This is a genomic window from Streptomyces sp. NBC_00466, from assembly GCF_041433995.1.
In the GTDB taxonomy this organism is placed as follows: Bacteria; Actinomycetota; Actinomycetes; order Streptomycetales; family Streptomycetaceae; genus Streptomyces.
The window spans coordinates 6485987-6498506 of sequence record NZ_CP107896.1; the positions used below are offsets into that span (position 1 = coordinate 6485987).

Genomic DNA, 12520 nt, shown 5'->3' on the forward strand with positions numbered 1-12520 from the left:
CCACCACCCATCTGTGCAGCCGCAGTCGAAGCCGAGGACATCCTGATGTTACGGATACCTTCCAGCAACAACGGCCTCTATCTCGGATCGGTGCCCGAGTCGGCCGCCGCGAAGAATGGCGGCACACTGATCACGCTCGACCACGACATGGTCACCCTTCCCCGCGTCGGTCGCACGCTGACCGTCGCCGAACTCGCCGAGCACGTCGACGACATGGCGGGCCGCCTGTGGGCCGCCGGGGTCCGGCCCAGCGAACACGTCGCCATCCATCTGAGCCCCGGGTTCGACATCTACGTGCTGGCGACGGCGGCGGCCCGTATCGGCGCCGTGCCGGTCATGCTGTCACCGGCTCTGGAGGGCGAGAGCGTCGCCGCGCTGCTCGAACGACTGGACCGGCCGCATCTGCTCACCGACCCGACGAAGCTGGACGGGACACTGTCCGGCTTCCCGGTCGCCGACCTCACCGACCGCGTCATCGTCACCACCGGCTCCCGGCCGGACGCCGTGTCCCTGGCCGGGCTGGCCGGGGCGCCGCGGCAGCGGCCCGTCAAGCTCCACCCCGACCAGCCCGCGCTGATGACGCACACCTCCGGCACCACAGGGCTGCCGAAGCTCGTCGTGCACTCCGCGCGCACCCTGCGCGGCCGGTACCGCCCGCAGGAGCGGCTCGCCTCCTTCGTCCACCGGCGCGAGACCGTGGCCATCCATGTGTCGTACGTGCACTCGCGGATGTATCTGGCGCTCGCCGTACTTCTGCCCCGGGCCATGCCGCTGGTCATCATGAACGACTCGGAGCCCGCCGGGGTCGCGGAGCTCTTCGCCGAGACCCGGCCCGGGTTCATCGAAACCCATCCGAACTCCTTCATGGAGTGGGAAGAACTCGTCGACCACCCGCGCAGACCGCTCGCCAACGTCCGTTATTTCAGCAGCACGTTCGACGCGATCCACCCGAGCACCATGGACCGGCTGCTGCGGGCGTCGGAACGCCGCTCGCCGCTGTTCTTCCAGATCTACGGCCAGAGCGAGTGCGGCCCGCTGGTGGGCCGCGGCTACACCCGGAAGAACGCGCACAAGGCCGACGGCCGGTGCCTTGGGTTCGCCATGCCCGGCGTGACGAACTTCCGGCTGGTGAGCCGCAACGGCGCCCGGCCGTCCCGGGACACCCCGGGGTACATCGAGGTGAGCACCGGCGGCCGCGCCCTGACCTACTTCGGGGAACGGGAGCGCTTCGAGCAGCAGGTGCGCGGCAGTTGGTGGCGCGGCGGCGATGTCGGGTACCGCTCCAGGTTCGGCTGCCTCCATCTGCTGGACCGTGAGGTCGACGTCATCCCGACCATCCACAGCACCCTTGAGGTGGAGGACACCCTGCTCGGCCGGCTGGAGGAGCTGACCGAACTCGTCGTGGTGGCGGGCCCGCGCCAGGAGCCCGTCCCGGTCGTGTGCACCAGGGACGACCGCCCGCTGGAAGCCGAACGGTGGCGCTCGGCGGTGGCCGATCTCGCGCCGATGGCAGCTCCGGTCCAGATGCCGCTGACGGAGCTGCCCCGTACGGCCACCATGAAGATCAAGCGCATCGAACTGTCCCAGTGGCTGAGGTCGCAGGAGGGCCCGGAATCGTGACAGAGCAGATGACCGGGGCCGACGGCCGGCCCCCCGCGGCGGACTTCGACGTGCTCGTGGTCGGCGCCGGACCGAGCGGGCTGATGGCGGCCTGCGAGCTGCTGCGGCGCGGGGTCCGGGTGCGCCTCATCGACCGGGCGCCGCAGCCCGTGCGGGCCCCGAAGGCCCTGTCGCTGTGGCCACGGGCGCTCGACATCCTGGAGGACGTGGGGCTGTACGAGGAGATCCGGCGGAGTTCCACGCGGATCGACGCCTTCAGCTACTTCTCCGAGCGCAGGCTGCTCGCCTCCTTCGGCTTCACCGAGGACCTGGCATCCCGGATCCTCCCGCAGTACGAGACCGAACAGGCACTCACCGGGCGGCTGGAGAGCCTCGGCGGCAAACCCGAACGCGGCGTACGGCTGCTGGCCCTCGACGACGTCGACCACTCCGGGGACATCGGGGCGACCGACGGTGTCACCGCCGTACTCGAGCATGCCGACGGTGGAGTGGAACGCGTCAGGGCGCCGTTCGTCATCGGGGCCGACGGAGCGGGCAGCTCGGTGCGCGGCCAGCTCGGCATCGGCTTCGACGGCAGCACATACGAAATGGCCTTCGCGCTGGTCGACACCCGTATCGAGGGCGACCTTCCGCCGGACGAGATCAGCTACTACCAGTCCCCGGCGGGGACGCTCGTGATCGTGCCGATGCCGGACGGTGTCTTCCGCTTCCTGTCCGTCATGCCCGGCGGCCAGGAGGTGAGCGCGCCCATGATGCAGGCCGTACTCGACGAACGGGGGCCGCGCGGGGTGCGGATCACCGAACCGGTCTGGCAGACGGTCTTCCGGGTCCATGCCCGGCACGCCACCGACTTCCAGCGCGGACGCGTCTTCCTCATGGGCGACGCGGCGCATGTGCACAGCCCGGCGGGCGGCCAGGGCATGAACAACGGGCTCCAGGACGCCAACAACCTCGGCTGGAAACTGGCTTCGGTGATCCAGGGCCGGGCGCCGGGTTCACTGCTGCGGAGTTACGGCCCGGAGCGCTCGGAAGCGACCCGCCGCATCGTCCGTGACACCGATCTCCAGACCCGGGCGTGGATGGTCGAGAGCCAGGTGCGCATCCGGGCCCGCGACGCCGCTTTCCGGCTGCTCGACAGGTCCGGCGCGGTGTCCCGGCTGTACGCACCCGTGATGGCCGGCCGGCGCCTGGCCTATACGCCGGCCCGCGACACCCAGTACCCGGCCCGCCGGTCGGGCTGTCCGCCGCGGACCCGCCTTCCCGGCGGTCTGAAGGTCGGCGCGGTCTTTCCCCGGGAGCGGGCGGTGCCCCTCGGTATCTCGGGCCCGGACGTGGACCCGTCGGCCTGGGCCCTGGCCGTCATCGCGCCCCGGGACGGTTCCGCCTGGCTGACCGAGCTCGGGCACCTGGCCGCCCGGTGGCCGCTGGTGCGCGTGGTGCGGATGTCGCGCGCGGATGTGGCGACGCACGGCGGCTGCGGCAGGCCGGGCTACTACCTCGTCCGTCCGGACGGGCACATCGCGGCTCATGGCCACGAGCGGGACCTGAACCGGCTGGAGGCCGAACTGGGTTCCGCGCTGCTGCCGCGACCCTGAGCATCTCCTGTCCGACGCAAGGCCGTTGGGGTTGCGTCGTCGTATCGCGGACATTTAATATCCGGGATATGAGGATGCATGAGGGCGTCGAATGGGCGCTGCACAGTTGCCTCAACCTGGCGTGGGCGGGGGACGAGCGGGCGATCACCGCTGCCCGGCTCGCGGCGTACCACGACCTGCCCGCCGCCTACCTCAACAAGCAGCTGCAAGCGCTGGCCCGGGCGGGCATCGTGTCGTCCGCTCCGGGCCCGCGGGGCGGGTTCCGGCTGGCCCGCAGGCCCGAGGACGTCACCCTGATGGATGTGGTGGCGGCGATCGAGGGGCCGGACCAGGCCTTCCGCTGTACCGAGATCCGGCAGCAGGGGCCGGGTGCGGGGATGCCGGACAACTACGGCGATCCGTGCACCGTCTCGCGGGCCATGCGCAGGGCCGAACTCGCCTGGCGCCAGGAGCTCGCGGGCCAGACCCTCGCGGACGTCAAGGCCACGGCCGAGCGCACCGCCCCCGGTGTGCCCGCCCGCGTACGCCGCTGGTTCGCCGACTCCCGCGTCTGAACCCGCACCGCCCCCGGGGCGGCGGCGGGAAGACCTGCACAGCAATTCTGGACATTTTTTATCCTGATACCCAAGGGGTTCAACCATGAGTGCTCAGCTTCAACTCGACTGTTTCTGCGAGGTGTTGCCCCGGTGGACGGCAGATCCGCGACCACTGCGGCAGGGAATCGGGGGCACTCCGTGACGGACCTCGAATCTCCGGTGTCCACCACCACTACGGACAGGTCGCCGCTGAAGGGGTGGCTCGCGGTCTCCGCCGTCACCCTGGGAATCTTCGCCCTGATGACGTCGGAACTGCTGCCGGTCGGCCTGCTCACGCCGGTCGGATCCGAGCTGAACGTGTCCGAGGGGACGGCCGGACTGATGGTGACGGTGCCCGGCCTGGTGGCCGCGGTATCGGCGCCGCTGATCACCGTCGCCGCCGGCCGGCTGGACCGCCGGTGGGTGCTGGCCGTACTGGTCGCCCTGGTCGGCGTGGCCAACCTGGCCGGCGCCTTCGCCCCGAACTTCGCCACCCTGCTCATCGCCCGCCTCTTCATCGGTGTGAGCGTCGGCGGCTTCTGGGCGATCGCGGGCGGCCTCGCCCTGCGGCTTGTCCCGGAGAAGCATGTCCCCCGGGCCATGTCGATCATCTTCGGCGGTGTCTCGACCGCATCCGTTCTCGGGGTGCCCACCGGTACCCTGCTCGGTGACATGAGCGGCTGGCGCACCGCGTTCGCCTCGGTCGGGGCGCTCGGCCTGGCAGCGCTGGTCTGCCTGGTCCTCATGGTCCCGCCGCTGCCGGCCACCCGGACGATCACCATGGCCGAACTGCCCGCGCTGCTCCGCGCCAACGCGGCGATCCGTATCGGCGTACTGGCCACTTTCCTGCTCATCACCGGCCACTTCATCGCGTACACCTTCGTCCGCCCGGTCCTCCAGGACATCTCCGGCTTCGACGGCGACATGACCAGCTCGCTGCTGCTCATCTACGGAGTGGCGGGCATCCTCGGCAACTTCGTGGCCGGCTCCCGGGCCGCTACGAACGTCCGGCGGACCCTGTTCGTCATCGCCGTCGTGCTGACGGCCGCGATGGTGCTCATCCCCGTCCTCGGCACCGGACACATCGGAGGGCTCATCCTCCTGGTGGTCTGGGGCCTCGGGTACGGAGGGGTCTCGGTGAGCCTGCAGACCTGGATGCTCAAGGCCGCGCCGGAGGCGGGCGAGGCCGCCTCGTCCCTCTTCGTCATGATGTTCAACCTGTCGATCGCCCTCGGCGCACTGATCGGCGGCCGTGTCGTGGACGGATCGACGGCCGGTGTGCTGTGGCTCGGAGGCGCCCTCGTCCTCCTGACCGCGGTGGCCGTGGGCGCGTCCAGGAAGGCGCAACTCGCCTGAGAGCGTGCGCCGTCGGGGCCCAGCGGGATCCGGTCCGGCACCCGCACCCCTCCATGAACCGCCGCGTTGCGCCGACCGTTCTCGGCGCAACGCGGCCCCGGCTCACGGGTCATCGCGGTGGGGTACCCGGGGGTGACGGCCCGGCTACACGACTACTCCCACGAGGTCGATGTCGGTGGTGACCGGGCGTACCGCTGCCGGGACATGAGCGACCGGGGGCAGCGCGAGTACGGCGCGGGCGATCTCGTCGGAGTCGCCCAGGGTCACCGAGTCCACTCCGGGCCGGATGCCGGCCGCGGTCACCCAGTGCACGGACTCGGTGGGAACCCCGTAGGCGAACCGGCGCGGGTGGGCGTGGCCCTGAGGGCCGAGGACGTGGTAGGGCCGCGGGGTCACGGCGAGCCCCCCGGTCTCGTAACCGCCCTCCTGGCCGCCCGGGATGCGGTACGTGGTGCACTGGCCGGTGTTCAGCAGATGCCGCAGCAGCGGATCGGCGGTGCGGCGCAGATCGGGCTCCGGCAGCCGGGCCTCGATCAGTATCTGCGCCCGCACCGGAGGGCCGGGCACGAGAGTGGAGTCGGCGACGAAGGCCGGGTTGCCCGTGTCGATGCGGATACGGGTGCCCGGGCCCGTGAGCTCCAGGATGCCCGCTTCGATGAGCGCGCCCATCTCCTCGATACGGGAGGCCGGCGGGCCGATGGAGAGGTAGGCGTTCAGGGGGGTGTACCAGCCTTCGAGGTCGTCCCGGTGCGAGTCGCCGTGCAGGCCCCCGTGGTCGACCGCCAGCCGGACCTCGTTCCGCAGGTCCCGCAGGACGTCCAGCGCGGCCTTGAGCGGGCCGCTGACGTTGCCGGCTCTCGCCTGCCGCACGTCCCGGGCCAGATACTCCAGCAGCCAGGACCGGAACGCGTCGCGATCGGCGAAGACCCGGTCCCCGTAGGGCTTGGTGAGCCGTTCCCAGCTCCAGCGGTCGGCGGCCCCGATACGCCAGGCGTCCAGCAGCGCCGCCGGGTCCTGCCCCAGCGGGAGGGCCAGGTACTGCTCGGTGAAGGGCTCGCGGTCCGCGCCCCGCCCCCTGGCCTCCAGCAGGGTGCCGTAGTACACGCTCTCGACTTCCCGGGAGATGACCGGCCACAGCTCAGCGGCGAAGCGGACCCCGCCGGACCCGGCCGGCCTGCTGCGGAGTCCGTCGATCAGTGCCGGGGTCAGGAGCCTGGGGAAGTACCGTCCGAACGCGCCCTTCTCGTTCTCCCCGCGGGCCTGGTACGGAACCCCGCGGCGCGAACTCGCGTACAGCAGCGGTTCCTGTCCCGAAGGCCGGTAGACCAGGCGCCCGCCCTCCCGGCCGAACGTCCCTCCGCGCCCGGCGGTGAACAGCGCCATGTGGTCGAAGAAGTTGAGGCCCAGACCTCGCAGCAGCACCGGGCGGCCCGGCTGGATCCCGCTGAGGTCGAGGTCCGCCGGGTTGGCGGGGGTGATGTAGGTGAGGTGGTGGATACGGGCGAGACTTGCCGTCCGCTCCTCCTGCGGGGTGAGACGGGCCGAGACATGGCCGAGCGCGAGAACGATGGCGTCCAGGTGGTCGAGTCTCGTACCGTCTTCGAGCCGGACGCCCTGCGGCCCGCCGGGAACGCCGTGTGTGTCGGCCATGGCGACCGCACGCGACCGGTGCACCCGGACCGTCACATGGGCCGGCGCGTGGGCGGCCATATGACGGAACCGGTCGGCCAGATAACTGCCGTAGAAGGCACGGGTCGGATACGTGTCGGGTCCCAGCCCCCGGGCCTCGGTGAGGGCCGCCGCGTCGATGACGTCCGGCGCCTCCCCGCCACCGTCGCCGGCCGGGGCCCGGACCAGCTCCTGGGCCCACTCGTAAAGGCTGGGGCCCGGCTCGACCGGCCCCTCGATCTGTGAACTGTCGTCCGTGTAGACGGTTATCTGTGAGGCCACGGTGTTCATCAGGAGGTGGCGGGACTGTTCGGTACGCCATACGGCGCCGGCGCCCGGAGTGGCCGGGTCGACGACGTGCACGGTCACCGACGGGTGCGACGGGGACTGCCGCTCGTTGGCACACAGCCGCTCCAGCACGGACAGTCCGCGGGGGCCGGCGCCGACGACACAGACTTCGATACGGCTGCTGCTCATAACGGGCGCTCCGCTCTCGGTTGGCCGATGAAGATCAGTGGGGTGGACCGCGGGGTGGTCATGCTTCCGCCCGGCGGGGGGCTCGTACGGCCGGGTCCTGGCCGGGGGCTCGTACGGCTGGGTCCTGGCCGGGGGCGGGCAGTGCGTCCGCCGAATCGAAGGACCGGGCGCCGTGCATCCAGGCCACCCGGTCGTGCAGTCCGGTCGCCGACAGGGAGGACAGCAGCGCGTTCCTCGCACGGGCCGCCTCCCCGGCCGGATGCCACAACTGCGTGCTCCGGCGGGCGAGAAGCTGGATCTGCGCGGTCCGGTCGCGCCGTTCGGCGTTGTACTTCTCGAACCGTGCGGGGAACTCATCGGCGGGGACGCCGAGCATCCCGCCGAGCAGCACGGCGTCCTCCAGTGCCTGGCAGGCGCCCTGGGCCGCGTAGTGCAGCATCGGATGCGCGGCGTCCCCCAGCAGGGCCACCCGCCCGTCCGTCCAGTCGCGCACCGGTTCACGGTCCACGAGCACCCAGGACCTCCAGTCCTCGCCCAACTCAAGGAGCCGGTGCGGGACTTCACCCAGGTCCGTGAACTCGCGGCGTACACGCTCCCGTGTCACGGACACACCGGCGAACGCCGTCGTCGCTCCGTCGTCACGGCTGGCGGCGAGATTGAGGTACTTCCCGCCGGCGATCGGATAGTGCACGAAGTGGCAGCCGGGACCGGCCCACCAGGTCACGGTGGGGGAGCGGAGTTCCTCGGGTACGCGGGTCATCTCGATGACGGCCCGGTAGACGGTGAGTCCGGAGACGACCGGCGCTCCGTCGCCGACGAGTTGCCCGCGCACCGCCGAGTGAATGCCGTCGGCGCCGATCAGTCCGTCCGCGCGGATGCGCCGGCCGTCGTCGAGGACGGCCGTCGCGCTCGCCCCGTCCTGTTCGTAGCCGGCGACGCCGCTGCCGCTGCGCAGTGCGACCCCACCGTGACGGCGGCACGCGTCCAGCAGCAGGCCGTGCAGTTCGGCCCGGTGCACGACGACGTACGGATTGCCGAAGCGGCGCCGGTACTCCCCGGTGAGCGGCATACTCGCCACGTGCTCACCGGTGACCCCGTCCATGAACCGCAGAGCGTCCATCCGTACGGCCGTCTCCCGGACAGCGTCCCCCAGACCGAGGCGGTCGAGGGCGTGCAGGCCGTTGGGCGCCAGCTGGATACCGGCGCCGATCTCGGCGAAGCGATCGGCCCGTTCGAGAACCAGGACCTGATGTCCCTGCCCGGCGACGGCGAGTGCGGCGGCCAGTCCGCCGATGCCGCCGCCGACGACCACTGTCTTCGTCATCCTGCTCCCTCCGCGCTCCGTCACGGGTGCTGTCCCTCCGCTGAGAGGAGCCGCGCGAGCTCAAGCCTCTTGATCTTGGTGGTGGCCGTCTGTGGCAGATCTCCCAGACGCTGGTGCACGGGCGCGGCCATCGGCGGCAGGTCTACCGCCGCGGCGTCCCACGCCGCCGCGTCCAGCGGTCTGTCGTCCTTGGTGCAGACGACGGGCACCGCTGTGCCGTCCGCGCCGCGCACGATGACGACCTCGTTCAGCTCCGCCAGCCTGCCGAGCAGGGTGTCCTCGGCGGCCAGGGTGCTGCCGAACCCCTCGATCAGATCCACCTCCCGGTCGAGGAGGTGGACGCATCCCCACCTCGTGCGGTAGCCGACGTCGCCCATCCGCCACCATCCGCCGTCGGAGACCTGCTGCTCATAGCGGTCGTGCTCGCCGAGATAGGTCACGATGCGGCCGTGGCTGCGCACCTCGATGTAACCCGGGCTGGACTCCGACGGCGGCCTGCCGTCACGGCTCACGACACGGGCCTCCGTCATACCGGGGAACGGCATTCCGACGCAGCGCCCGTCCGCATCCGGATGCCGCCGCCGGGTGAACGCGCGCACCACCGCCGGTCCCACCTCGCTCTGTCCGTAGAGCTGGCCGAAGACCGGGGCCGTACGCCGCGTCGCCTGCAGCAGCCGGCGCACGGTCCGGGGGTGAATGGCGTCGAAGGTGCTGCTGAAGAGTTTGACGTTCGCCAGTGGCTCACGCGGGTCGTCGGCCAACTGCTCCCACTCCATGAAGGAGTTGGGGTGTGCCTCCAGGACGCCGGGGCGGATACGGGCGAAGAGATCGCCCACCCGCCGTACGTCGGAATCGGCGAGCACGGCCATCGGGAATCCGCGCATCAGCGAGATGGCGAGCGCGGTGAAGAGCCGGGAGTGCACGAACGACACATGCAGGGCGATGGTCTCGCGCCTGACCAGGATGGGCGCGACGGCCAGCAACTGGGGCCGGTACCTCGCCTGCAGGCTGTGGCCCGTATGGACGGCGAGCTTCGGGGTACCGGTGGTCCCCGAGGTGTGGGTGATGAGTGCCGGGCGCTCGGGAGGCAGGGTCACCGGGGCGACGCGGCCGACTCCCGCCAGCGAGGTCAGGGAGACGGCCCGGTCGTGGTCTCCGGTGGTGAGCAGTACCCGCTCGGCCAGCTCGAAGACCGTGTCCGGCAGCTCCTTCGCGAGCTTGTCCGGGTCGGTCACCAGGAAGGGGCTGCCCACCCGCCGGACCAGTTCCGCGACCGTCGTGCCGTCCAGCGCGGGGGACAGGAGCACGGGTACGGCGCCGATGCGCGCCACCGCACAGGCGAGGAGGATGATGTCGAACCCGTCGGACTTGTGGACGACCACTTTCTGACCGGGGCGTACCCGCGCGGCCCACAGCCGGGAGGCGAAGTCGTCGACGATGTCCGCCACCTCGGCGACGGTCATCCGCAGACCTGCCGAAGGCGCGATGCCGAGTTCGTGGTCGAGAATCAGAATATTCGCCGGATGCCGGGCCGCCGCCCGCTCGAAAAGCGTCCCCAGCCGGAATCCGCGATTTCCTGCGCGTTGTAGAAGCATGCCGCCAAGCTCTCGTCGGTGGACATAGGAATCCGGCCGCCGCACGCTGGTCACCGCTTCGGCCGGAGAGTTCAGGAGGCTGGTGCGGTGCTGTTCAGCCCCTGTCGACAACGGCCTTGACGCGGTCGAGTGTGGCGGCCAGATCGCCCTTCACCTTGGTGCCCCATTCGGTGAAGAACCGCCGCTTCTCCTGCTCGTCCATATCCGCGACAATGCCGCGGATTCCTTCGGTCGCCTGGTCCATACGGAAATGGTGAGTGAGGGTGCAACCGCCCTCCGCAGGCTCGATGTCGAAACCCCAGACGCTCTGTTGCCGGTTCCCAGCGGTGTCGCGCATGGCCCAGCGGAACGTCAGACCGGGGTCGGCGGCGACGACTTCGGACTGGGTGATCCACTTTCCCCGTACGACAGGTGCCCAGGAAACGACACTCTCGTCGCGCAGGTTCTCCCCGCGGAAAACGGCGCCGACCGTGGCCGGTTCACCGGAGACCCATTCGCCTCCCAGACATTCCGGGCTCCATTCGCCACTGCGCGGCAGATCGCTGACGATCGCGTACACAGCGTCCGGTGCTGCGGAAAGGTCTATGCGGACGCGGAGTTCGAAGAGCGGCGATTCATTACTGGTGTCTCGGTCCATGCCCGGAAGCTTGCAGATGCCCCATGTCGCAGGTCAAAGGCCGGGGTGCGGGTCCGTCAAGTCGCCCCGCCCGGCACCGTCCCGCGCCCTCATTCCGCACTGAGGTCCCGGGCGAAGTGGTGGGCCGAGATCACCATGCGGTGGGAGTGGTAGAAGCGGTGGGCTCCGTGATTGGCGACCCCCGAGTCGAGTTCGATCCGGGTGCAGCCGGCCCGCCGGGCCCGCGCCTCCAGTTCCTCCATCAGCAGACTTCCGACGCCGCCCGACCGCACTTGGGGATCGGTGACCAGATCGTCGACGAACAGCAGACGGCCGCGGCTCGTCAGCAGCGTCCGGTGAGTCGCCACGCCCACGCACCGCCCGTCCGGGGTGTAGGCAGCGGTGAAGACGAGACCCTGCCGGTGGGCCTCCGCGGCGAAGGCCGTGAATGCCGCTTCGGTGAGATCGGGTCGCAACGTCCGCAGGAGGGGCCCTATCCCGGTCTGCATGGCTGCCTGTCCGGGCACGATGTCAGCTGTTGTCAGGTTCATACCGGCAGCCTATGACCCGGCCGCCGGGCCGTCGGAGTGTCTGCCGATGCTCGCCTCACCGGCCGCGGGAGCGAGTTGACGAACATCGGTTGCGGTTCGTGGCGGCCCGCGTCGGCCGTGTCAGGATGCTGAACCATGCGCGCCGCCTACATAGAACAGCTCGGCACCCCGGACGTCATCCGCTACGGCGAGCTGCCGCCGCCCCTGCCGGGCCCCACCGACGTACTCATCGATGTGCTCGCCACCACGGTCAATCCGGTGGACACCTTCGTCCGCTCGGGAGCCTTCCCCACGCCCGTCGACTTCCCGTTCGTGATCGGCCGGGATCTGGTCGGCAGGGTCTCCGCGCTCTCCTCTCCCTCCGCGACCGGTTCGGAAGCACCGGGCTTCGCGGTGGGCGACCTGGTGTGGAGCAACAGTCTCGGCCACGGAGGCCGGCAGGGGGCCGCGGCCGAGCAGGCCGTGGTGGCGGCCGACCGGCTCTACCGCCTCCCGGACGGGGTCGACCCGTACGAGGCGGTGGCCCTGGTCCACCCCGCCGCCACGGCCGCTCTCGCCCTGTTCACCCACGGCAGGATCCGCGCCGGTGAGACGGTCCTCGTCGCGGGCGGGGCCGGGAACGTCGGGAGCGCGCTGGTGGTCCTGGCCGTCCGGGCGGGTGCCCGGGTCGTCGCCACCGCCGGCGCGCGCGACGCCGAGTACTGCCGCTCGCTCGGAGCCTCGGAGGTACTGGACTACCGGGACCCCGACCTCTTCGGGCGCATCCGGGCTGCCACGCCGCAGGGCGTGGACCTCTACCTCGACACCGCGGGCGAGAACGACCTGACGAACGCCGTCGGCCTGCTGGCCCGCCGCGGCAGGATCGTACTGCTGGCAGGGGCCGGGTCCCGTCCTGTGCTGCCGGCGGGACCGCTCTACATGAACGACTGCTCGGTGGTCGGATTCGTCATCTCCCATGCGACAGCGGCGGAGCTGGCCGAGGTAGCCGTCACCGTCAACAGCTTCCTGAGCGATGCCCGCCTGCGCCCCCGCGCCATCGAGACGCTTCCGCTGAGCTCCGCCGCGGATACCCACCGCCGGATGGAGGCCGGCCGGCTCCACGGCAGAAGGGTCGTTCTCCGCCCGGACCACTGACGGCCTCCT

The 12520-nt window shown here is 70.9% G+C and carries 10 protein-coding genes; 5 read left to right on the forward strand and 5 right to left on the reverse strand.

Going from position 1 to position 12520, the window contains the following annotated elements:
• Positions 1–45 precede the first annotated feature (45 nt).
• From OG210_RS29100 to OG210_RS29115, 4 genes are all read left to right on the forward strand, one after another.
• Entirely contained in the window at positions 46–1620 is a 1575-nt protein-coding gene (locus tag OG210_RS29100; protein WP_328324208.1) for an AMP-binding protein, read from the forward strand.
• The gene (locus tag OG210_RS29105; RefSeq protein WP_371539482.1) at positions 1617–3215 is read left to right on the forward strand and encodes an FAD-dependent monooxygenase; all 1599 of its coding nucleotides are present in this window, start codon (positions 1617–1619) and stop codon (positions 3213–3215) included. The genes OG210_RS29100 and OG210_RS29105 overlap by 4 nt, the downstream gene beginning before the upstream one ends.
• 74 nt (positions 3216–3289) lie before the next feature.
• Positions 3290–3769 (forward strand): Rrf2 family transcriptional regulator, encoded by a 480-nt coding sequence (locus OG210_RS29110; RefSeq protein WP_371540536.1) that lies wholly within the window; start codon positions 3290–3292, stop codon positions 3767–3769.
• 180 nt (positions 3770–3949) lie between these two features.
• Positions 3950–5146 carry an MFS transporter gene (locus OG210_RS29115; RefSeq protein ID WP_328324204.1) on the forward strand — a complete coding sequence of 399 codons (1197 nt, stop codon included), beginning with the start codon at positions 3950–3952 and terminating at the stop codon, positions 5144–5146.
• A 144-nt stretch (positions 5147–5290) separates the two neighbouring features.
• Here OG210_RS29115 and OG210_RS29120 read toward each other — a convergent pair whose 3' ends face one another.
• The 5 genes from OG210_RS29120 to OG210_RS29140 all read right to left on the reverse strand — a co-directional run bounded on the left by OG210_RS29120 (position 5291) and on the right by OG210_RS29140 (position 11377).
• Entirely contained in the window at positions 5291–7291 is a 2001-nt protein-coding gene (locus OG210_RS29120; protein WP_328324202.1) for an FAD/NAD(P)-binding protein, read from the reverse strand.
• 58 nt (positions 7292–7349) lie between these two features.
• On the reverse strand, positions 7350–8615 hold the full coding sequence (locus tag OG210_RS29125; RefSeq protein ID WP_328324200.1) for an FAD-dependent monooxygenase: 1266 nt from the start codon (positions 8613–8615) through the stop codon (positions 7350–7352).
• A gap of 20 nt (positions 8616–8635) precedes the next feature.
• On the reverse strand, positions 8636–10210 hold the full coding sequence (locus OG210_RS29130; RefSeq protein ID WP_328324198.1) for a class I adenylate-forming enzyme family protein: 1575 nt from the start codon (positions 10208–10210) through the stop codon (positions 8636–8638).
• 94 nt (positions 10211–10304) lie between these two features.
• Positions 10305–10847 carry an SRPBCC family protein gene (locus tag OG210_RS29135; RefSeq protein ID WP_328324196.1) on the reverse strand — a complete coding sequence of 181 codons (543 nt, stop codon included), beginning with the start codon at positions 10845–10847 and terminating at the stop codon, positions 10305–10307.
• Positions 10848–10936: 89 nt separating this feature from the next.
• Entirely contained in the window at positions 10937–11377 is a 441-nt protein-coding gene (locus OG210_RS29140; RefSeq protein WP_328324194.1) for a GNAT family N-acetyltransferase, read from the reverse strand.
• 135 nt (positions 11378–11512) lie between these two features.
• On the opposite strand from OG210_RS29140, the gene OG210_RS29145 reads away from it, so the two are divergent.
• On the forward strand, positions 11513–12511 hold the full coding sequence (locus OG210_RS29145; protein ID WP_328324192.1) for an NADPH:quinone reductase: 999 nt from the start codon (positions 11513–11515) through the stop codon (positions 12509–12511).
• Positions 12512–12520 lie beyond the last annotated feature (9 nt).

Bases quoted from the DNA above. Each gene is read 5' to 3' on its own strand.
- OG210_RS29100 (WP_328324208.1), top strand. From the start codon at position 46: ATGTTACGGATACCTTCCAGCAACAACGGCCTCTATCTCGGATCGGTG.
- OG210_RS29110 (WP_371540536.1), top strand. From the start codon at position 3,290: ATGCATGAGGGCGTCGAATGGGCGCTGCACAGTTGCCTCAACCTGGCG.
- OG210_RS29120 (WP_328324202.1), bottom strand. From the start codon at position 7,291: ATGAGCAGCAGCCGTATCGAAGTCTGTGTCGTCGGCGCCGGCCCCCGC.
- OG210_RS29125 (WP_328324200.1), bottom strand. From the start codon at position 8,615: ATGACGAAGACAGTGGTCGTCGGCGGCGGCATCGGCGGACTGGCCGCC.
- OG210_RS29130 (WP_328324198.1), bottom strand. From the start codon at position 10,210: ATGCTTCTACAACGCGCAGGAAATCGCGGATTCCGGCTGGGGACGCTT.
- OG210_RS29135 (WP_328324196.1), bottom strand. From the start codon at position 10,847: ATGGACCGAGACACCAGTAATGAATCGCCGCTCTTCGAACTCCGCGTC.
- OG210_RS29140 (WP_328324194.1), bottom strand. From the start codon at position 11,377: ATGAACCTGACAACAGCTGACATCGTGCCCGGACAGGCAGCCATGCAG.
- OG210_RS29145 (WP_328324192.1), top strand. From the start codon at position 11,513: ATGCGCGCCGCCTACATAGAACAGCTCGGCACCCCGGACGTCATCCGC.